The sequence below is a fragment of the Nosocomiicoccus sp. HMSC09A07 genome (genome assembly GCF_001808485.1).
GTDB classification, from domain to species: Bacteria; Bacillota; Bacilli; order Staphylococcales; family Salinicoccaceae; genus Nosocomiicoccus; species Nosocomiicoccus ampullae_A.
In genome coordinates this window covers 22,092-41,760 of sequence record NZ_KV793636.1, presented here as the reverse complement: position 1 = coordinate 41,760, position 19,669 = coordinate 22,092, and the positions used below count along the sequence as shown (strand labels likewise).

Here is a 19,669-nt window from a genome sequence, read left to right as displayed (position 1 = left end):
TTTGTTAATTATCTTGATATATCTAACAAATTCATAGAATTTTTGTAAATAAGCGCACCACACACAGCAAAGCACTCTTACTTCTCTTTCCAAAAGAACAAAAACCTACTCCGACCGCACGTCTTTACAACTTACTACAATAGTTCGTGCCCCGACTAGTTCTCTTTGTTTAACTCAAATACTAAATGGTTTAACTCTGGGACGATGAGTTTGTCCATACCGAGTTTGACTGCACCTGTTGAGCCTGGGAGGCTGATGATGAGTTGGTTATCGTGCGTGCCCATTGCTGCGCGTGATAATAGACTTCTAGAGCCTATATCTTCTGTGTAAGATAACATTCTAAATAATTCTCCGAACCCTTCGACTTCTTTGTCAAAGAGCTCGCTCACCGCTTCTATTGTGACGTCTCGCTTTGCGATTCCTGTACCGCCTGTCGTGATGACGACGTCTAGATCTTTTTCGAGTAATCCAACAACCGCTTTACGGATTTTTTCTTTATCGTCTGTCACGATTAAGTGATTATCATCTTCGACAACTGCGTTAATGTCATTTAACTTTTCGATGACGAGTTTTCCGCCTTTGTCTGTTTCTTTTGTACGCGTATCACTTACTGTAATTACGCCAACGTTAATATCTCTCTCAATTCTTTCAACGATACTCATATTATCTCTCCTATCCAAATAGTTGTGCGACGATTGTGCGTGCTTTTTCAATTCTTTTTAGACCGTGTATTAACATTCGACCGTTTTTAAATACGATAATTCGATAATCATCATAATAAAATTCGATGAAGTACGGTGTCTCCTTATAGTCACCGAGTCGCTTCGCGGTGTTTAACGAAAGTTCATAAGTAATAGTGTCATCATATATTTGAACGGTGTCTCTTCCACATAAGCTTAACGCTTGATGTGATTCATTATATGAGGGATAAAGTTCCAACTCACACGTGTCGCACTCTTTATTTTTAATGTTATCAAACGCGATGCGACTATGCTCTCCTGACCATAATTCTCCAAATGTCATATAGTGTCTGTCAAACGTTTCACCGATGAGTAATTTGATTGCCGTCGTAACTTGTATTGACACGGCCGTATGAATGGCTGGAGATATCACACCTACTGTGTCACACGTTAACGTGTTTGACGGAAGTACTGGCATCACACATCTATAACACGGTGAATCCTGTGTAAATGGTGCCACTAAGTATGACGCTTCGACGACAGCTGCGTGGACCCACGGAATCCCGACTTTATACGCCACGTCGTTAATTACGAGTCTCGTTTCAAAGTTATCTGTTCCGTCTAAAATTAAATCGACGTCATGAGTTTTTACGAGCGATTCTAAAAAGAGTGCGTCTACGTGATTCACATGAACTTCAATATCGAGATCACTACGAATTTCTTTTAAATGTTCGAGTGCCGCGATTGCTTTTGGTTTTTGTTCATCTGCGTCACGTTCAGTATATAACGTCTGACGTTGTAAGTTCGATAGCTCAACGTAGTCTCGATCGACTAAAATGAGTTTTCCGATACCTAAACGCGCAAGCATCTCACTTGAAACTGAACCGAGTGCACCGACTCCGACAATTAAAACTGTACTTTCAAGCAGTTTTCGTTGACCGTCTTCACCTATATTTTTATATAAAATTTGTCGACTATAACGTTCGATATCCATAGTTTCACCTTAAAAAGTATAATCTCAATTACAATACTATATTCTACACTATTCCATGAGTATTCTACATTGTAAAGATTGTGTAAAATATAAGTGAATAATTGTAAACATGATAAAATGATTAACATATAACAAATTCGATATGCAGGAGGTTACTATGCATAAAATTCTCGTTGTTGATGATGAAACATCAATTGTAACGTTACTTAAATTTAACTTAGAACAAAATGGCTTTGAAGTTGTTACAGCAAACGACGGTTTAGAAGCAATTGAACAAGTGAAAAAAGAATCACCGGACGTAATGGTTTTGGATTTAATGCTTCCAAAAATAGATGGTATGGACGTCGTGAAAACTTTACGACTCGATAAAATTCATGTGCCTGTTTTAATGCTCACTGCAAAAGATGATGAGTTCGATAAAATACTCGGTCTTGAAATGGGGGCGGATGACTATATGACAAAACCGTTTAGCCCGCGAGAAGTCGTAGCGAGAGTTCGCGCTATATTAAGACGCATTGACTTCGAAGCAAATCAAGAGACTACAGAAGACAACACTGTAATAATCGGTGAACTAACAATCGATTATGACAACTATGCTATTTATAAAAACGATAAAAAAATCGACCTCACTAAAAAAGAATACGAGCTTCTCGTTTACTTAAATAAAAATAATGGACGTGTGCTATCTCGCGACCAACTGTTAAACGGAATTTGGCAGTTTGATTTTGACGGTGATACACGAATTGTCGATGTCCATATCGGTAAACTAAGAGAAAAAATTGAAGACAATCCGAAGTCGCCGAAATACATTCATACCGTTCGTGGATTCGGTTATAAGATGGAATATATCGATGAATAAACTATGGGTGCGCATCACACTTTCGTTTTTCATCGTGTTAATTGTCGGATTATGTATGATGTTTTTCTTTGTAGATAACGTGAACCGTACGACGTATAACGCGATGACGAGTAAGCAACTTACTGAAGAAAGTGAACTGCTCGAAAGTATGATTACAAAAGATTTGCTAACCATTCGTAATACGAAGGAAATGTTTTCAAATCTTAAGTTGCCTGAAAACTTACGCTTTACGATTATCGACAAGGACGGGAGAGTCATTTTCGACACGGATTCAAACATTTGGACGATGAGTAACCACATCGATCGCCCAGAGATTAAAGAAGCGAAACGAAAGAAAACGACGAGTGAATCTTACATTCGACAAAGTGACACTGAAGAAATACAGATGATGTACGTCGCTGTACCGATAACTGAAGATGGTGAAGTCATTGGGTATGTCCGTAGCTCTACACCACTTGAGACAATCGAAGCAGCTGCACAACAAAAATGGGTGTCAATCGTCATCGTATTTACACTCATTTTAGTCGCAACGATCATTTCAGCAGCACTACTCGCATATAAAATTACGAATCCAATTCAAAAAATTATAGAAGTGACAGAGCGTCTGAAGAAAAATGATTATAGCGCACGTATTAACGACACTTTTCCTGGAGAACTGTACACGCTTAGTGAGTCCGTCAATTCTCTAGCAATTAGTCTAAATGCCCACGTCACAGAGATTAAAGACCAGTCTAAACAGCTTGAGAGTATTTTATCGAATTTAAACACGGGTGTTATTTTGATTAACCCAGAAGGTGAAATTGACGTGATTAACGACGCAGCGTTAAAAATGATCAACCAAACGCGAGATAAAATTCTCAATAATGACTATCAGGAAAGTCTTGTTAAATTAAATGTACTAAGAGACATTCGTCACGTTTATAAATACGATGAAGTAAAAACGAGTGAAGTACATTTATACAATCCTGAAGAAATGATTTTAAACTTTTATGCTGCACCGTATTACGGTGAACGTTGGGAAAAGCGTGGTGTAATCGTTGCGCTTCACGATATTACGGATATTAAGCGCCTTGAAAATATACGAAGAGATTTCGTGGCAAACGTGTCTCATGAGTTAAAAACGCCGATCACATCTATTCAAGGGTTCTCTGAAACGTTATTAGAATCCGGTGATTTACCTCGAGAAGTTGAGAGAGAGTTTTTAGAAATTATATATAACGAAAGTGTTCGGTTAAATAAGCTGATCATCGATATTTTAAATTTATCGAAAATAGAAAAACACCAAATTCGACTGAACGAAACGAATTTTGATTTAACTGAACTCGTTCATACGACAGCACGTCCAATGAAACGTTTATTTAAAGATAGAAACTTACAACTCCATTTACCAGAAAATGAGGAGCACATGCTTTATGCGGATAAAGAACGCGTCGCGCAAATACTCGTAAACTTACTTTCAAACGCTGCAAATTACACGCATGAAGGCGACACCGTTGAAGTAAAAATAGAAGAGACGAACGATTCTATAGAGTTAAGTGTTCATGACACAGGGGCTGGAATTCCAGAAGAAAGCCTCAGTCGACTGTTCGAACGATTCTACCGCGTCGATTCTGCACGTAGTACAGCAGATGGTGGTACTGGCCTAGGATTATCGATTGTCAAACACCTCGTCGAACTTCATAATGCGTCTATAACTGTAGACAGTGTTGAAGGAGAATATACGACATTTACGGTAACATTTAAAAAGTAAAATGACGCCACTTTTAAAAGTGGCGTCATTATTATTTTCGGCGAATTAATTGTTCAAGTGCAATCATTTCTACAGCGACCTGCTCTAAACGTTCTAATCTATCATAGACAAATTCTACATCAGCATCGAGTGGCTCACTATTATAATCATTCGAGACATCTCGTAATTTCTCAAATCCTTTAACGATTTCCTTTTCTTTACTTTCAACTTCTACGTTATACACTTCCGCATGTTTATCTGAAACGACAAGCGGGTGTACCGTATCTTCGAGAAGTTCACTATAATCATTTAAAACTTGTTTGACTTTATCGTATGCGTGATGCACGTTTTCGTCTTTTAATTTTTTCTTCGACACTTTTTTAACATATTCATGTAAAACGGGCAATTCATCTTTTAAATCTTCGATATAACGGTCGTGTACTGTTTTTGTAAGATCTTGCTTCGTATGATTGACGTAATTTGTGACATGCTCGTCTTCTACAAAGTCTTTTAAATCGTTCACGACAGCTTCTACATCTAAATTATTTTTAACCGCGACATCTTCGACTGTTACCGTATCGTCGACAGCAAATTTAAGTGATAAAGGACGGATGACCTCTCCGATATTTGGATAATCTATAAATAAATGTTGTACGCGTGTAGTTTTATCTAACGCCATAATTAACGCCTCCTCGTTTACTTACATATTGCCGATTATTTATTTTTATAAACACAGTCGTTTCGTGTAAATGATTAACGGGTACGTTATAATAATAAGTAATTCGTTAACCGGAGGTTATTTTTATGAAAGAGAAGCTAAGAATGGCTGCGACAATTTTACCTGTTTTACTCGTACCATTACTCAAAAACAGAAATGAAATTAAAGACCATCCAGACGTGCAAAAACTCGCAAAAAACAGTAATATTTTATATAGTAAAGCTAAAGATAAAACACAAACTGTCACTGAAGCGGGTGTTAAAGGATTTAACGAAACGCGTGACTTCGTTTCAGAAAAATACCACGCTTCAAAAGATAAGCGCGAGTATAATAAACAGATGAAAGCACACGACAAATCGTTAAGTAAACTTAACAAACTAGAGGCACAGTTTGAAGCTGACAAAGAAAAACATCGTAAAAAACGTATGGAAAGTCTCGTTTCAACAGAGACTCTAAATCACGATGAAAAAGAATCACGTATGAACGTATCGAAAGGACATCAGAAATTGACTACTGAAAGACCAGACACAACAAACGTAAAAGAACTCAATGAACAATTCGTTGAACAAACGGAGTATGAAGATGATTATTCTCCAGGTGCATTACATTTAAAACATAAAGATTTACTCGACCCAAGAAGTGCACACCTTCGTGAAGAAGCTAAAGAACGTAAAGTTGAAAGAGCCGAAAAGAGAGACGACTCACTATTTGGTAAACATCGCCGTCAAAATGAGCGCCACATCGAAAATCACGGAAGAAAAACAGGATACGGTGAGAAATATCAAAAATCTGATTCTCTAAAACAATTTATCGAATGGAAAGACAAACACAACGACTAATGGAAATTAGTAAGGTTTCTGTTTTTTGTGGTGCACGTTTAGGTAATAGCGATAAATTTAGAGAAGATGCATACACGCTCGGCGAAACGCTCGCAAACGAAAATGTCGAACTCATTTATGGTGGGGGCGGCCTCGGTTTAATGGGGGCTGTTGCGAACGGTGCGTTAGACGCCGGAGGCGACGTGACTGGCATTATCCCGACAGTATTAGTCGATAAAGAAATGGCACACCCTCGCGTTAAAAACATGAAAATCGTCGACACGATGAGCATACGTAAAGATATGTTAATCGACGAAGCGGATGCGATCATCATTTTACCTGGTGGCGCAGGCACGATGGAAGAGTTTTTCCAAGTATTTGTCGGTGGACAAATTGGACACGCTCAAAAGCCAATTGCACTCGTCAATACAGATGGTTATTATGATTCACTTTTTGATTTATTTGAATCATTTATTGAAAACGACTTTTTAGAGCGCAGATTTTTAGATTTAATTATTAAACTCGATTCAATCGAAAACGTACTCGACGAATTAAAACAATTCCGTCCAGTTGCTGGACGTAGTCGAGAAGATATAGAAAACGGACATCATGATTAATTTCAAGATGTCCGTTTTTATGTGTGTATTTTAAAAATTAAACTATCCGCTTTACGATGCCCTTCTACATAATACGGGTTCGTATATTCAAATATAGGATCCATGCCAATTTTGTCGATTACATTTAACCACGGAAGATTGAGCTTGGAAGTGAATGCATATACTTCTTGAATGTCTGTTTTTTTACGTACAAACTTCATCACCGCTTCAGCCGCTTCAGTTGCGAGCCCTTGATTCCAGTATCGTTTGTCAAGTAATAAATATAACTCAACACACGGAAATAAATGTTCGATTTCATCTAAATTTAGATGTTCGTCGTACTGTTTAATACGAATGCCCGCGATTCCTATCATTTCATTATTACTTTTTCTTTCTACCGCAAACACTCCAAATCCTCTGTCGCGAATACTTCCTGACATTTCTCTCACAAGCGTTTCTATTTCAACGTCAGATAACGGACTTGGAAAGTACTGCACGACATCTCTATCACGCATCATGTTTCTAATACGATCGATATCAGACGACGTATAATCTCTTAATAATAAACGCTTTGTTTTGATATGTGTCATTGTCGGTCACGTTTATTATAGTTAATTAACTTTACAGTAAGTCCTTTTTCATTTAAATCATAATCGACTAAATGCTTTTCTTTACTTACATCAGCTACAACGCTAACAAAATCATTAGAACCTTCAACATCAAAATGAATGTAGAACGTGTCGTAACGATCTTCAGGTTTTGGTTGTTGTGAGACGCTACGCTTCGTTTGTTCAGCGTTATATACGCACTTATTTTGAATGATGTTGCTGAGTTCTTGACGTAATGCTTCTAAAGACATCGTTTCGTTTTCCATTAAGACAAAATCACTTTCGTACATACTCTTTACTCCTCTTCTTCATCTTCTTTATCTTTTTCATTATCTTCTTGTTCGATTTGACTGAGTTCATCTTGTTTCGTTTTTAACTTCTGTTTTAAATCATCGTTATCTCTTTTTAATTCGTTAATTTGGCGTTCTAAGTTTGTAATGCTTTCTTCGAGTGCTTGGATGTCTTTTTCTTTTTGAGATTGTCCACTACACGCACTGAGAAACACCGTGCATATTAACAATATTAAAACACGTTTCATATCATCACCTACATATATAATAATAGTATAGCACTTCACATATACGTTGAAAATTCTCTTGTAGATTCTATCATTTTAAGCGATACTAAACTTAAGAGGTGGAACGAATGTTTGAATGGATTAAACTCGGAGTTACTGTTGTTTTCATCATTTTAATGCTCGTCGTGTTTTTTAAAAATAAAAACGTTACTCGTTCATTGATCATACTACTTATCGCACATTCTATTATTATATTTTCACTTCGCTTTTTTGTCGGTAACGAACCGTTAGTCGATTCTATATTAGGCGCAGTGTATTTAATTGTAATTGCTGTGTTTTCAGTATTAATATTTAGAGCGTTAAAACAACAAGACAATTGATAAAACGTCCCAATTTTGGGACGTTTTTTTAAAATACAAATACGTCTAATACGAACCATAAAATAATTAATGTGTAAACGACTGCTTTAAAAACAATTGTCGTTACAAATGCAGCTAAACTACCAAGTGCTGCCTTTAATGCTTTCGATGCATCTTTATAAATGACAAATTCTGTAAAGAATACTAGAAATAGGGGCACAAAAATAACACCGAGAGGTGGGTATATAAACATCCCTAATACGACACCGATAAGCGCCGCCCATTCCCCTTGTTTAGTACCTCCGAGTTTGCCGACGTAATATTTTGTGATCGCCATGTCAGAGACAAACGTAAGTGCTGTAAATACTCCGAGTATTAACCAGAACATAATTCCTAAATTATCACCGATGAAGAACGCGTATATCGCAGCACCGAGCCAATACATAAATATAGACGGAATGACTGGATATACAAGTCCAACATATCCAATGACAAACGATAAAACAACTAAAAGCCAAAGTAATGCTTCCACTTAAATCTCACCTTCTCTAAACTGTGTTTTCGTAAACATAAACAATATGACAGACGTAAACATTAAACCACTGCTTACTAAAAATGCAGTATTCACACTAAACATATCTGATACAAATCCTCCGATTAAGTTTCCGAGCAACTGACCAACGACCATTGCATTCGCAAATAATGTCGATGCGTATCCTGGAAAGTCAGGGAGTAAATCTTGGAAATAACTAATTCCTAATCCAAGTAAAATTGCTAAGAAAAATGCAAGGACCACTTGTCCAATAAGTATAACTGTAAAACTTTGGAATAGCCCAATCGAAAGGAAGAATAATCCTCCGACAACTCCAGCAAACATGAGTAAATGTTTCGTTTCAAATCGAGACGCGATCCAGCCAATCCCAATCATAAACGGCACTTCTAATCCTGCACAAAGCGATGCAAGAACTCCGACTTTCCCTCTATCTTCACCGAGTACTTCCGTCACGTATAGAGGCATATTTAGTAAATACCCCCACTGCCCGACGTGTAACATTATAAATGCAATAAACGGAACGATTAGGACGGGTGCACTGAATAATGACGGCGCTCTTTTTTCATCGATTTGTTGAATAGATAATTCGCGTTCTGTTTTTACTGGTTTAATAAAAAGTGTCGTAATAAAGACGACCCCAAATAAAATCATCGTTCCAACAAACAGCCCAGTAAAATCGTATCTCGCAATTAAAATTGAACCGATTAATGGACCAAATAAAAATCCGAAGCTAAACATCGAACGTAAAACAGTATTTGCAAATATTTTTAACCTTGCGTCATTTCCGTTGTCTTTATTAACAGACTCACGTGCTGATGCATATAACTGCGGAATCCCAGGTGCACCGAGTGAGAAGAATATTACGTATCCAACAACTAAAATTATCGTATCTTTGACGATTAAAAATAGACTAAACGTAATAATCTCCATAACGATAGCAACGAGTAATAAATACTTTCTATCAAACGATAGCTTATCGCTAAATCGCCCAACAATTGTATTAACGATAAACGACCCAATCGCTCCAGCAGCCATAAATATACCGTGCTGCGTAATTGTTAAACCGTGCTCTCCTGTCATAAAAAGTACAAGGAATGGCGCCGTAATTGCGATTGCCATTCCAAATAAAATCATATTTACTAAAAATAATTTATAGTTCTCAATTGAAAATAACTTTTTAAACATACGAATTCCTACTTATATTCTTCATCTAATAATTTTAAAAATTTCTCTACTTGCGGGAGTTCTGCCATTTGATGATCGTACGCGACATACGTCGAACGCGTCAATGGTACGTGGTCAATTTCTACTTTTTCAGTATGGAATTTCGATAGATCCATCGTCTTCGTAATAATCGTTGGCAAGACTGTCATCCCTACACCTTTAAGTAACAATTCTCGACACGTCGTCACTTGATCGACATAGAGTTGTGGCTTATATGGTTTATTAAAACTCTTTTCAAAAAACTGTTTGAGCTGGTTAATATACCAAGGGTCTGCTTGAAATTCAATGAGTGGTTCGTTTTCAAGCGACTTATTTTTTGATGCAACTAAATAGTGCTCATCCGTAAATAATAAACGATTTTCCAAATTTAATATTTTATTGCCACGTATAATCGCTAAATGATATCGATCGACGTTATCAATAATTTTTGAAGACGATCCAATCTCAAGCTGTATATCTACGTTCGGATATCGTTTTAAAAACTTCTCGAGTAACGTCGGCATAATCATATACCCAAGTAACGACGCCACTCCGATTTTTAATTTACCTTCAACTTTGTGTTTATTAATATGAATATTTTCTTTTAGTAAAAGCTCTGTTTCAACAATTTGTTTCGCATGCTCGATAATCTTCTCACCAGCACTCGTCTTAATGAGTTCCTTTTTTGTGCGGATAAAAATCTGCACTCCCCAGTAGTTCTCAATTGTCTTTAAACGCTGACTCACAGCAGGTTGCGATATATATAACGCTTCAGCTGCTTGGCGTAACGTCTTTTCTTTATCGAGTGTAACGAGCAGTTCGTAATCATCAAATCTCATTTTCTCTCTCCATCATTTCATACATAAACTGCCCTCTTTTAACGACCTCATCGAACTGATACTCTATTAAACGCTCGACGTATGATGCAACTTTATAGGCAAAATCTCTCTCTTCTGGTGTGACTTTACCGTATTTTAACGCACGAATGATATCATCTTCATCGACGAGTTCGCTTCGGCCGTCTGGTAGAGCTAGAACATCTAAATATAAATCTTCTCGTCTCGCTCGACCGAGTTCTAACGTGTTTGATTTATTTATATCAAAATAATATTGAACCGCTTCATCATTCTCATCGAACATTACTGTAAGACTATAGTGATCGCCTTCACCCATCATCGTAATCCACTTATAATTATCGTCTGCAACTTTAATCTTTTCACCAACAATCGTCACAGTCAGTGGATGATACACTGAATGAATATAATAGCATCCGATGAGAACCTTTTTACCTTCATATGTTGTTAATACTTCTTTATAGTCGGAATGTCTAATTCGGCGCCAGTCTTTTTTATTTAAATACTTTGTCTTCATCGCCTCATCTCCTTCTATAAGTATACAAAATTTATATCGTTAAAGTATAACTTAATACATTAAAAAGGAGAACCTTTCTGCTCTATAGCTATGTTTTTTTACGAATATTTTAGTTGAAACAATGGTGTGCTGCAATTTGCGTCAACGAAATTAATTCATTTTTACGTAAATCGTTTTTGTGTTAAATTGTTTTTCATCTTTTAATACAAAATGCTTTTACGTAAAAAGAGGTGATGATTCGTTAACACAAACTCGCTAATCGTCAAACTAATCAACAGCTCGTTTACGCAAATGCAATTTGCGTAAAATTAACACACGAAACAACCTATCCCATCACGAAATTTTACGGATGAAAAACTAAAAAAGACTGTAGACAATGTCTACAGTCTTAAACTTTTACTTTACAACTACTGATAATTCAACATACATTGGTGCATCTCCATCGTTGTAATGATCTCCGATAATGTAGAGTGTATCTCCTGACATATCAAAGTTCATTTCGTTGAGTTTATTAAATTCTTCTTCTTTGTCTGTTTCAGCTACTTCAACAAAATCGTACTTTTTAGATACTTCACTGTACGGCTTCGTTTTAATATCATTAAATAGTTGCTTCACATCATCGACTTTATTTAAATCGACTTTATATAACATATTTCCACTGTAACCATTAAACTCATAATCGTGTTCTTTCATAAATGACTGAAGTGCTTTGTTGTATAGTGATGTCAGACCGGAATACGCACTAAATACATTGTAATTCGTGTTCACTTCTATATTAATAGTTCCTGTTTCAGTATATATGTTAGATTCTGTGTCGATGTTGTTCATCTCATTTTGATAACCTTTAGCTAATACATTGAAATCTTTTAATGATATCTCTTCTGGATCAAACATCATACTACCAATTGTCATTGTAGAGATTGATTCAAACTTCTCACTTTTTACTTGATATAAAAAGTCTTTGTCTTTACTAAACGATGGTATATCTGAATTGATAATACGCTGCCCGACGTCGCTTGATGCACTGATTTCTCCGAATTGTCGCGACACTAATTTACCATTTTTTAGTAAGTAAGTGATTGTAACAGTTGGTGCGAGTTCTTCATTATTTCTACCTGAATCAGTGCGTACAATTTCGCTATGCAGATCACGTACTTCTTTGATTTTGTCTGTTTCGATATCAAACGTATAGTTTTCGTTAAACTTGTCTGAGTCTTTAACGTTGACATTGTGAATACCATTTCCATCGTTATAGTTTACACCTTTAATGTCTGCTTCATTCGGTACATAACTTGTATAACGATCCCAGTAGACAAAGAATCCGACTAGGAATAATACGACACTTATAAGTGTAATCATCGCTTCTTTTAATCTGAATTTGATGCGCACTGTGTCTTGAGTAAACATGAGTACAAATACGTATGTGACGACTGCACTAAACGTAATGATTAAGATCGATAACGTTCTGTAATCTGGTAAGAGTACTGATAATACACCACTTAATAGTAACATTCCGAGAATCGATAGTAATACGACGAGTACGTAGTACATAAATTGATAGTTAAACGGTTGGTTCACACGCTCGTTACGTCTAATTTTATATAGGTACGCACTGCCGACTAGTAACCCGATAATCACAACTAACCAAATGATGAACGAACTTCCACCAAATCCGCCTTCTCCAAATGCTTTAAATAAGTATATGACTATACTTGTGTTTTCCATCGGTTCAAGTAGCGTTCTAAATCCACCAGCTGTGTATAGCATAATACCGTCAAAGAATGTTGCTGCATTAAATACAATCGCAAACCATAATACATAAGGTACAAACATCATGATGAGTATCATTTCAATATGCAGTGTGATTGAGTTTACGAACATCCCAGCAAACACACTGATAATAAACACCATTACCTGAGCGATTAGTATAAATAATAGCCAAACAGCGATGTGCTTCATTGAAATTGGTATACTGATAAATGTTTTTTCAATCATGATGACGAATGCTGTAAGTAGTGTCGGCACTAAAATTGCACATACACCAACAAAAATTCCGCTATTAAAAATCGCGAGTCGCTTAATTGGAAGACTGTGGATAAAATCATTCGTGTCCGCATTGTTTTTATAGTTATAAATTACGATCGCTAAAGTCGCACTGAAAATAATAGAAATAATTAAATGAGCATGACCATACAAGAATAATACATTATCATTCCCAAAAGTCGTTCCATAATCTGCAGCACCCATATTCAGTGATGATATATATATTGGTAACGGTAATGATAGTAATGATAATAAGAAATATCCGACCGTTAACCACATAACTGAACTCGTAAAGTTTTTAACGAGTACTTTATTCAACAATGATGTTTTCGATTGCATATCCTGTCTCCCCCATTTCATAAGCGAACATCTCATCTAACGTAATTGGTAAAATATCGTACATGAGTGGTTCGTATTTTGAAATATTAACTTCGACATTTTTAATGTCACCTTTAATAATTGCTGTAATCACACGCCCTTGAATAGAGTGTTGAACGACGTTTAACTTTTTGTAGAACGATTCGTCTGGTAACTCTTTAAACGCGATTTGTAGTTTACAATGCGTATCTTTCATATCGTGAATACTGTTTGTGTACAGTACTTTTCCGTCATGCATAATAGATATCGCATCACATATATTTTCCATTTCGAGTAAGTTATGGCTCGATAAGAATACTGTTAAGCCGTAACTTTCAACGTCCTGTAAAATGATGTTTTTAATTTGTCTTCGAACGATTGGGTCTAACCCGTCAAATGGTTCGTCGAGTAATAGTACGTCTGGTTTAGATGAAAACGCGAGTATAAATGACGCTTGACGTCTCATCCCTTTAGACATTTCATTTAATGGTTTTTTCGGATTTAACTTAAAGTAACTATACAGCTTTTCAAAACGCTCGTCGCTCCAGTTACTATAAATCGTCTTATAATGATTTGCCATTTGCATTAACGAAAACCCACTAAAGAAAAACGGCATATCTCCTATAAAAATTACACGGTTTTTCACGTCTATGTTTTCAAAAACAGGTGCGTCATCGAATAGTGCTTCACCTTCATCTGCTTTATAAATACCTGCTAATATTTTTAAAAGCGTCGTTTTACCTGCTCCGTTAGAACCGATAAGCCCGTGAATCGTTCCACTTTTGACGTTTAAGTCAACTTTATTTACTGCAAGTTCATCGATAAAACTTTTGCTGAGCTTGTGTGTATTTATGTTCATTTACTTAACCTCCTATATTTATACTTCGCAACGGTCGACAGCACGTTTGATATCTTCTTTAGTTTCATTCATATGTAATAGCTCGAGTACCACACGATTGAAACTTCCATACAGTTCTTTAATGTATTGGTTATTTTGAGTGTCATCGGCCATTTCTTGTACGTAACTTCCTTTTCCTGGAATCGAGTAAATGTATCCTTGTTGCTCAAGTTCACCATAAGCTTTTTGAATCGTATTCGGACTGATTGTCAGTTGACCCGCAAGCGCCCTTACTGATGGCATCTTTTCATCTGGTAATAATACTTGTTTAATAATCATTTCTTTTATATGATCAATCAACTGTTCATATATTGGGGTATCTTTTGAAAATCTTAAATCGAACATATTGCACCTCCATCTAACTGTCTCAATTAATATGATACAGTTAGTTTTAAAAAATTACAACTGTATTACTCAAATTAATACAGATATTTTTAAAATAAAAAATAGAAGTGGTAATCCACTTCTATTATTCTGGATTATTTTTAATATTTTCTTCAATAATCGTATCGTTGATAATCATTTCCATTTGATATATACGGCTCACTAAACCGTGAAGCGGTGCTTGAGTGATTGCATATATTGGCCATGGTAATGCAGGATCAAAATCATGTAATGCCATAATGAATGATTTTTCGTGTTTTAACTCTCTAAATTCTAACCAACTGTCACTTCTTTTAGCTAAACGTCCTCCGACGACGTCAAAAACGATTTGCCTTTCAGGTGTGTTTTTTCTACGCCTTAATGTGAGTAATGGTGTTCGAGATGTTTCTATCGTCATGTGGATTTCATCGCCAACAGACTCAATTTTAAACATACCGAAAATAATTTCGTCGAGCCATTTAAAGTAATATTTCATAACTCCTTCAAGCGTCCAACCTCTCGGTATTTCAGCGCGCTGAGCACTACGCATCGTTTTGTTATGAGAGTTATTATATTTTAAACTTTTACCGAGTCGCTTCACTCTCGTATCAGTAGCTATCACGTTAACATCATACGATGTCAACGTACGTTTAACGTCTTCATGCACTATTTCTTCTGAAATATAGATAATGTCTTTCACACCATTATATTCGGCTGCACGGCCGACGTTATCTGCAATGAGTTCAAAGAATGTATCGAAACGCCCTTGTGTGATTTTACTGAACCGCATTATTGGATCTTCAAAAAATATAATTAAATCCATTCCTTTAACCACTTCAACCATATGTTCTAATTTATATGGATTTGAATAAATTGGGTGAATTTTATCTAACGTTTCTGTATCCTCTTTGTTCATAAACGCATACAGTTCATTTGTATCTTTTAAAGTTTCATACAGATTTCTACCGATTTCTCCGTATACACCAATAAGTAATATCTTTTTCATGCGTTACACCTCTTTAAAGTTTATACCTCTATCGAGTACTGCAAATACTACTAACAACACGATTAATACGATTGCCATGCTGAAAAATGGAATCGTAAACTGTTCTGTAAAGTACCCAGCAAGTGTAGAACCAACAACTGATCCAACTGAGAAGAACGCATAAAATATACCGTTCGCTTTCCCACGTTCACTCATCGTCGTAAATTGGCCGATTAATTTATTCATCGATGGGAATACGAGCGCATATCCTATTCCGTATATACCGAGTGCTGCGTACAACATGCTCATACCTTGTCCAAAGTGAATGAGAATCATCGCAAGCGAAATAATGACGAGACCGATTTTTATTAATCTGTTTACAGCGACTCGGTTAAACATATTATTTAACGGAGATCCAAATACGATTACAGCTGTAATTCCAAACACACTTAAAAGCATCCCTGTCACTCGATCATCTAATCCGAGCGACATCGTTTTAATCGGTAATGCAAAAGATAAAGCACCCATTGACGTCATTAACGCTAAAGACGAAATGTATGCAATGACTAACGGACGTCTCGTAATTAACGTCGTCCATTTCGTCTCATTATATTCTCTTCTCGACTGTACAGTTGTACTTTCTTTGACCGCAACAATCGTAAGTAAAAGCCCAACCACATACACAAGTGCTAGTATTAAGTACGTATTCGCGTAGCCATACATGCTCGAAAGAATACCGCCTGCTGCAGGACCGAAAATCGCAGCAAGTCCAATCGAAACACCAGTTAACGCCATCGCTTTACCAATCGCTTCACGTCTAGAAATATCTTGTACTAAACTAAACGCAGCCGGCGTAATCATACCGCTCGTAAATCCGTGCACGACTCGTATACCTATTAACACACCAATCGTTGGCGTCGATATATATGAGCTAATAATTAGCACTTGTAGAATCATTCCAAGAAGAAGCGTTCTCTTCCTACCAAATCTATCAGAAAAGTATCCACCGAGAACGTTACCGAGAACATTCGTTACAGAATACGCTGCAACGACGACACTCGCCATAAACTCACTTGCACCAAGTTCAAGCGCGTAAGGGGTAACGATCGGGAATTGAACAAACAAATCTAAAAAACATATGATAATAATGACATATATTAACTTTCTCAAACTAAACCTTCCCTACATTTATATAATAGTTCTATTATATTAAAATAGATGTATAAAGTCATGGTGTGGGGTTGATACTGGTGCACTTCTAAGATATCTTCTGCAAAACTTCTTCTAGTATTTCTATTACTTCAAGGAACTCAACATTTCCAACATATGAATTATCGTTGATGTAATTCACCCAATTTCTTTTTAATTGTGAATCTCTTTTAATATCAGCTGTAATCTCTTTAGATTCTTGTATAAGCATCACAGAGTCTCTTTGCGAAGAGGTATTTTGAATCGCAATTTTAAGAAGATCAAAATTAATAGTCTGCTGGTAAAGCTTATACAATACATATACATCGTAAAAGTCTCTCATTCTTGTTGTTGCGATATTCCTACGTATAATTGTCTCAATTTTTTCTGCTAAAATTGTTTCTATTGGATAAGCCATTATATTAATATAACCGCTATCAAACATTAATGGATATTCATATAATTGTTCTTTAGGAGTGATAAAATCTCCGGTAGTGATATCCAGTTTCATTGGATTATTGATTTTTCCAAGGCGTGCCATGATACTGATACGATAATGTTCATAGTCATCATTTTCTCTGATTTCTGATATACCTTTTAAAGAAAATGTTATTCCATCATCAATATCCTTTTTTAAAATTTCCTTCATCATACTTGTTATGCTATCTTTATTTACGGCCATTCCTTTGATTGTAACGTCCATATCCATAGTTGTTCGACTCTCTATTCCAATTAACGAGGCAATTAGCAGTCCACCTTTTATAATAAAAATATCATGATACCTTGATTTCTCTATTCTTTTTAAAACTCTTTCGAAAAAGTACATCTGAAATACTTCTTGTGGTTTTAAATTCTGTTGTTTTGCGATAGTATTTACAATACTCTTAACCTGAGCGCTCGTTTTCATTGGAGCACCTCTAAGTATTGACGTATTTCGTTTTCTACATTTAATATATCTGCGTATTTTATTAATTCTCTTACATTAATTTGTTTATTCGAAAAGTATTGTTTTATTGCATGAGTGAATATTTGAGGATCAATTTTATCTTTATTCTTTACAACATCACATATTGTGCGCTCAATATTATAAAGAATGATTTCTCCTCCAAAAGGGCTTCTACCTTTCACTTTTCCAAGATCAAGCACATCTTTTTTTACATAATGTACTTTTAGGTTTTCATGTCGCCTTTTTAATCTAGATGCATTATACCCTTGAGGTACAGTAATATGGATGTGTGAAGGAACTCTATCCGATAAATCGTGAAAATATAAAGCCGTATGATAAGAATAAATAACCCGATCACTTGTCTTTTGTAGGAGTACATACTCATCTATAAATTCATCTTTTAGAGCATATATACCATGTGCGATTCTATCAATTTTATTTTCATTTGCTAAATATGATAATTTAAATCGATCAATACCATGTTGTTTTGCTTCTTTAACGTATATGAAGCCATCGTTTTTTGATAGTTGTTCTAATATGTATCTATTTTTGTTCATGATATCCCTCATTTCACATTCGTGCTTTAATTATATGATTTTAAAGTACATTTGTAAATTGATTTATCTCATCACAAAAAATGCTCCTGACTAAATCAGGAGCGTTGTTCGTTATTTATTATTTAAACTTTGGTCATAAGCATCGATGATACCTGCAATAGCACCATCACCTGTGATGTTTGCTGCAGTTCCAAAGCTATCTTGTGCCATATATAATGCAATCATTAACGCGACTGCCGCTTCGTTGAAGCCTAAATGTGATACGAGTATTCCACTGGCTGCCATGACTGCGCCTCCTGGTACACCAGGTGCTGCTACCATCACGACACCAATCAGTAATACGAATCCGAGCATTTTTAACAGACCAGGTGTATCGTATTCTGGTAATACACTCATTACAGCAATAGAACATGATGTAATTGTAATTGCTGAGCCTGATAAGTGAATGTTCGCTCCGAGTGGGATAACAAAATCTGCGATTTTGTCTCGTACTCCCATCTCTTTTGCTTTTGGTAGTGTGACTGAAATTGTCGCTGCACTACTCATTGTACCGAGTGCTGTTACGTATGCTGGGAGCATTGTTTTAATCATCTTAAATGGATTTTTACCAAGTAATGAACCTGCGATTGTATACTGAATTGTAATCCATATCCAGTGGAGTGCAATCGCGATGAGTAATACGACTCCAAATACAGAAAGTGTCTTAAACACTGTACCTGTAGATGCCATTCCAGCAAATACCCCTGCGATGTAGAATGGTAAAATTGTAATGACTACTTTTTCGATTAAAAACTCAACGACCTGTTTACCGTCATGTATCCATTGTTTCATCGTCTCAGCTTTGATGATGTTAATGACGATACCAACTGAAAACGCAAGTACTAGCGCCGTTAGAATATCAAGCGGTGCCGGGATATCAAACTCTAACAGTGGACCGAGCTCTGTTCCTTCCTCTTGAATTTGTCCGCCTTTAGTAACGATTGGCATTAAGAATTTAGCAACGACAAATGCTAAAAGTCCTGCACCAATTGTAGAGATGTATGCAACTCCTATCGTTGCACCGACAACTTTTCCGGCACCTCGTCCAATAGAAGAAACCCCGTCAGCAATAAAGAAAAATATAATTAATGGAATTAAAAAGAATATAAACGATCCGAGTATGCTTTGCATTGTGATGAATAGTCGTGTGACGATTTCCATAATGCTGTGGAACGTTGTGCCATCTGCCGAGAAGTAATAAATTGAACCAACAATAATTCCGGCAATGATTCCTGAAAATAACTTAAGAAGTAATTTCATTTTTTATCCTCCTAATCATTTTAAAATT

General features: G+C 36.1%; 23 protein-coding genes. 5 read left to right on the top strand and 18 right to left on the bottom strand.

The window, feature by feature from the left end; genetic code table 11:
- Positions 1-155 precede the first annotated feature (155 nt).
- Positions 156-662 carry a MogA/MoaB family molybdenum cofactor biosynthesis protein gene (locus HMPREF3177_RS06990; RefSeq protein ID WP_070458116.1) on the bottom strand — a complete coding sequence of 169 codons (507 nt, stop codon included), beginning with the start codon at positions 660-662 and terminating at the stop codon, positions 156-158.
- A 10-nt stretch (positions 663-672) separates the two neighbouring features.
- The gene (locus tag HMPREF3177_RS06985) at positions 673-1,674 is read right to left on the bottom strand and encodes a ThiF family adenylyltransferase (RefSeq protein ID WP_070458113.1); all 1,002 of its coding nucleotides are present in this window, start codon (positions 1,672-1,674) and stop codon (positions 673-675) included.
- A 157-nt stretch (positions 1,675-1,831) separates the two neighbouring features.
- Between HMPREF3177_RS06985 and HMPREF3177_RS06980 the strand changes: the two genes are divergently transcribed.
- Positions 1,832-2,533, top strand: coding sequence for a response regulator transcription factor (locus HMPREF3177_RS06980; RefSeq protein WP_070458111.1), 702 nt, complete (start codon positions 1,832-1,834; stop codon positions 2,531-2,533).
- Complete coding sequence (pnpS, locus tag HMPREF3177_RS06975; protein ID WP_070458109.1) at positions 2,526-4,283, top strand: two-component system histidine kinase PnpS; 1,758 nt, start codon at positions 2,526-2,528, stop codon at positions 4,281-4,283. Before HMPREF3177_RS06980 ends, pnpS begins: the two co-directional genes overlap by 8 nt.
- Positions 4,284-4,314: 31 nt before the next feature.
- Here pnpS and HMPREF3177_RS06970 read toward each other — a convergent pair whose 3' ends face one another.
- On the bottom strand, positions 4,315-4,941 hold the full coding sequence (locus tag HMPREF3177_RS06970; RefSeq protein WP_070458106.1) for a hypothetical protein: 627 nt from the start codon (positions 4,939-4,941) through the stop codon (positions 4,315-4,317).
- A gap of 125 nt (positions 4,942-5,066) precedes the next feature.
- Here HMPREF3177_RS06970 and HMPREF3177_RS06965 point away from each other — a divergent pair, with 125 nt between their 5' ends.
- Together HMPREF3177_RS06965 and HMPREF3177_RS06960 are read left to right on the top strand one after the other, a co-directional pair.
- Complete coding sequence (locus HMPREF3177_RS06965; RefSeq protein WP_068129717.1) at positions 5,067-5,819, top strand: hypothetical protein; 753 nt, start codon at positions 5,067-5,069, stop codon at positions 5,817-5,819.
- Complete coding sequence (locus HMPREF3177_RS06960; RefSeq protein WP_168161320.1) at positions 5,819-6,415, top strand: LOG family protein; 597 nt, start codon at positions 5,819-5,821, stop codon at positions 6,413-6,415. The genes HMPREF3177_RS06965 and HMPREF3177_RS06960 overlap by 1 nt, the downstream gene beginning before the upstream one ends.
- A 17-nt stretch (positions 6,416-6,432) precedes the next feature.
- Here the strand turns inward: HMPREF3177_RS06960 and HMPREF3177_RS06955 are convergent, their stop codons facing one another.
- From HMPREF3177_RS06955 to HMPREF3177_RS06945, 3 genes are read right to left on the bottom strand one after another with little or no spacing between them, the layout of a single operon-like run.
- Positions 6,433-6,984, bottom strand: a complete 552-nt coding sequence (locus tag HMPREF3177_RS06955; protein ID WP_070458102.1) for a GNAT family N-acetyltransferase — start codon at positions 6,982-6,984, stop codon at positions 6,433-6,435.
- Positions 6,981-7,292: a hypothetical protein gene (locus tag HMPREF3177_RS06950; protein WP_068129709.1), complete on the bottom strand. Its 312-nt coding sequence runs from the start codon at positions 7,290-7,292 to the stop codon at positions 6,981-6,983. Before HMPREF3177_RS06950 ends, HMPREF3177_RS06955 begins: the two co-directional genes overlap by 4 nt.
- Positions 7,293-7,297: 5 nt before the next feature.
- A complete protein-coding gene (locus tag HMPREF3177_RS06945; RefSeq protein ID WP_040929517.1) occupies positions 7,298-7,540 on the bottom strand; it encodes a hypothetical protein in 243 nt (80 codons plus the stop codon).
- A 107-nt stretch (positions 7,541-7,647) separates the two neighbouring features.
- Here HMPREF3177_RS06945 and HMPREF3177_RS06940 point away from each other — a divergent pair, with 107 nt between their 5' ends.
- Positions 7,648-7,899 (top strand): hypothetical protein, encoded by a 252-nt coding sequence (locus HMPREF3177_RS06940; RefSeq protein ID WP_040929518.1) that lies wholly within the window; start codon positions 7,648-7,650, stop codon positions 7,897-7,899.
- Between the two features lie 28 nt (positions 7,900-7,927).
- Here the strand turns inward: HMPREF3177_RS06940 and HMPREF3177_RS06935 are convergent, their stop codons facing one another.
- The 12 genes from HMPREF3177_RS06935 to HMPREF3177_RS06880 all read right to left on the bottom strand — a co-directional run bounded on the left by HMPREF3177_RS06935 (position 7,928) and on the right by HMPREF3177_RS06880 (position 19,641).
- The gene (locus HMPREF3177_RS06935) at positions 7,928-8,410 is read right to left on the bottom strand and encodes a DUF456 domain-containing protein (RefSeq protein ID WP_068129706.1); all 483 of its coding nucleotides are present in this window, start codon (positions 8,408-8,410) and stop codon (positions 7,928-7,930) included.
- The gene (locus HMPREF3177_RS06930) at positions 8,411-9,616 is read right to left on the bottom strand and encodes a sugar efflux transporter (RefSeq protein ID WP_070458099.1); all 1,206 of its coding nucleotides are present in this window, start codon (positions 9,614-9,616) and stop codon (positions 8,411-8,413) included. It abuts the gene before it with no gap.
- An 8-nt stretch (positions 9,617-9,624) separates the two neighbouring features.
- Positions 9,625-10,473, bottom strand: coding sequence for a LysR family transcriptional regulator (locus tag HMPREF3177_RS06925; RefSeq protein ID WP_070458096.1), 849 nt, complete (start codon positions 10,471-10,473; stop codon positions 9,625-9,627).
- A complete protein-coding gene (locus tag HMPREF3177_RS06920; RefSeq protein WP_070458093.1) occupies positions 10,463-11,005 on the bottom strand; it encodes a ribonuclease FAU-1 family protein in 543 nt (180 codons plus the stop codon). Before HMPREF3177_RS06920 ends, HMPREF3177_RS06925 begins: the two co-directional genes overlap by 11 nt.
- Positions 11,006-11,401: 396 nt before the next feature.
- Positions 11,402-13,387 carry a hypothetical protein gene (locus HMPREF3177_RS06915; protein WP_070458090.1) on the bottom strand — a complete coding sequence of 662 codons (1,986 nt, stop codon included), beginning with the start codon at positions 13,385-13,387 and terminating at the stop codon, positions 11,402-11,404.
- On the bottom strand, positions 13,359-14,264 hold the full coding sequence (locus tag HMPREF3177_RS06910; protein WP_070458088.1) for an ABC transporter ATP-binding protein: 906 nt from the start codon (positions 14,262-14,264) through the stop codon (positions 13,359-13,361). Before HMPREF3177_RS06910 ends, HMPREF3177_RS06915 begins: the two co-directional genes overlap by 29 nt.
- Before the next feature lie 18 nt (positions 14,265-14,282).
- On the bottom strand, positions 14,283-14,648 hold the full coding sequence (locus HMPREF3177_RS06905) for a GntR family transcriptional regulator (RefSeq protein WP_040929525.1): 366 nt from the start codon (positions 14,646-14,648) through the stop codon (positions 14,283-14,285).
- Positions 14,649-14,772: 124 nt separating this feature from the next.
- The gene (locus HMPREF3177_RS06900) at positions 14,773-15,672 is read right to left on the bottom strand and encodes a Rossmann-fold NAD(P)-binding domain-containing protein (RefSeq protein WP_070458085.1); all 900 of its coding nucleotides are present in this window, start codon (positions 15,670-15,672) and stop codon (positions 14,773-14,775) included.
- A gap of 3 nt (positions 15,673-15,675) precedes the next feature.
- Positions 15,676-16,821, bottom strand: a complete 1,146-nt coding sequence (locus HMPREF3177_RS06895; RefSeq protein WP_070458082.1) for an MFS transporter — start codon at positions 16,819-16,821, stop codon at positions 15,676-15,678.
- Between the two features lie 88 nt (positions 16,822-16,909).
- The gene (locus tag HMPREF3177_RS06890) at positions 16,910-17,746 is read right to left on the bottom strand and encodes a nucleotidyl transferase AbiEii/AbiGii toxin family protein (RefSeq protein ID WP_070458078.1); all 837 of its coding nucleotides are present in this window, start codon (positions 17,744-17,746) and stop codon (positions 16,910-16,912) included.
- A complete protein-coding gene (locus HMPREF3177_RS06885; protein ID WP_070458075.1) occupies positions 17,743-18,342 on the bottom strand; it encodes a type IV toxin-antitoxin system AbiEi family antitoxin domain-containing protein in 600 nt (199 codons plus the stop codon). The genes HMPREF3177_RS06890 and HMPREF3177_RS06885 overlap by 4 nt, the downstream gene beginning before the upstream one ends.
- A 111-nt stretch (positions 18,343-18,453) precedes the next feature.
- Positions 18,454-19,641 (bottom strand): dicarboxylate/amino acid:cation symporter, encoded by a 1,188-nt coding sequence (locus tag HMPREF3177_RS06880; RefSeq protein WP_068129682.1) that lies wholly within the window; start codon positions 19,639-19,641, stop codon positions 18,454-18,456.
- Between the last annotated feature and the right edge of the window lie 28 nt (positions 19,642-19,669).

What these genes read in the sequence shown, in the direction of transcription:
- HMPREF3177_RS06990 (WP_070458116.1), bottom strand. Translation starts at nt 662, where the DNA reads ATGAGTATCGTTGAAAGAATTGAGAGAGATATTAACGTTGGCGTAATT.
- HMPREF3177_RS06915 (WP_070458090.1), bottom strand. Translation starts at nt 13,387, where the DNA reads ATGCAATCGAAAACATCATTGTTGAATAAAGTACTCGTTAAAAACTTT.
- HMPREF3177_RS06960 (WP_168161320.1), top strand. Translation starts at nt 5,819, where the DNA reads ATGGAAATTAGTAAGGTTTCTGTTTTTTGTGGTGCACGTTTAGGTAAT.
- HMPREF3177_RS06955 (WP_070458102.1), bottom strand. Translation starts at nt 6,984, where the DNA reads ATGACACATATCAAAACAAAGCGTTTATTATTAAGAGATTATACGTCG.
- pnpS (WP_070458109.1), top strand. Translation starts at nt 2,526, where the DNA reads ATGAATAAACTATGGGTGCGCATCACACTTTCGTTTTTCATCGTGTTA.
- HMPREF3177_RS06985 (WP_070458113.1), bottom strand. Translation starts at nt 1,674, where the DNA reads ATGGATATCGAACGTTATAGTCGACAAATTTTATATAAAAATATAGGT.
- HMPREF3177_RS06910 (WP_070458088.1), bottom strand. Translation starts at nt 14,264, where the DNA reads ATGAACATAAATACACACAAGCTCAGCAAAAGTTTTATCGATGAACTT.
- HMPREF3177_RS06885 (WP_070458075.1), bottom strand. Translation starts at nt 18,342, where the DNA reads ATGAACAAAAATAGATACATATTAGAACAACTATCAAAAAACGATGGC.
- HMPREF3177_RS06930 (WP_070458099.1), bottom strand. Translation starts at nt 9,616, where the DNA reads ATGTTTAAAAAGTTATTTTCAATTGAGAACTATAAATTATTTTTAGTA.
- HMPREF3177_RS06945 (WP_040929517.1), bottom strand. Translation starts at nt 7,540, where the DNA reads ATGAAACGTGTTTTAATATTGTTAATATGCACGGTGTTTCTCAGTGCG.
- HMPREF3177_RS06965 (WP_068129717.1), top strand. Translation starts at nt 5,067, where the DNA reads ATGAAAGAGAAGCTAAGAATGGCTGCGACAATTTTACCTGTTTTACTC.
- HMPREF3177_RS06880 (WP_068129682.1), bottom strand. Translation starts at nt 19,641, where the DNA reads ATGAAATTACTTCTTAAGTTATTTTCAGGAATCATTGCCGGAATTATT.
- HMPREF3177_RS06940 (WP_040929518.1), top strand. Translation starts at nt 7,648, where the DNA reads ATGTTTGAATGGATTAAACTCGGAGTTACTGTTGTTTTCATCATTTTA.
- HMPREF3177_RS06970 (WP_070458106.1), bottom strand. Translation starts at nt 4,941, where the DNA reads ATGGCGTTAGATAAAACTACACGCGTACAACATTTATTTATAGATTAT.
- HMPREF3177_RS06980 (WP_070458111.1), top strand. Translation starts at nt 1,832, where the DNA reads ATGCATAAAATTCTCGTTGTTGATGATGAAACATCAATTGTAACGTTA.
- HMPREF3177_RS06950 (WP_068129709.1), bottom strand. Translation starts at nt 7,292, where the DNA reads ATGTACGAAAGTGATTTTGTCTTAATGGAAAACGAAACGATGTCTTTA.
- HMPREF3177_RS06920 (WP_070458093.1), bottom strand. Translation starts at nt 11,005, where the DNA reads ATGAAGACAAAGTATTTAAATAAAAAAGACTGGCGCCGAATTAGACAT.
- HMPREF3177_RS06905 (WP_040929525.1), bottom strand. Translation starts at nt 14,648, where the DNA reads ATGTTCGATTTAAGATTTTCAAAAGATACCCCAATATATGAACAGTTG.
- HMPREF3177_RS06900 (WP_070458085.1), bottom strand. Translation starts at nt 15,672, where the DNA reads ATGAAAAAGATATTACTTATTGGTGTATACGGAGAAATCGGTAGAAAT.
- HMPREF3177_RS06925 (WP_070458096.1), bottom strand. Translation starts at nt 10,473, where the DNA reads ATGAGATTTGATGATTACGAACTGCTCGTTACACTCGATAAAGAAAAG.
- HMPREF3177_RS06890 (WP_070458078.1), bottom strand. Translation starts at nt 17,746, where the DNA reads ATGAAAACGAGCGCTCAGGTTAAGAGTATTGTAAATACTATCGCAAAA.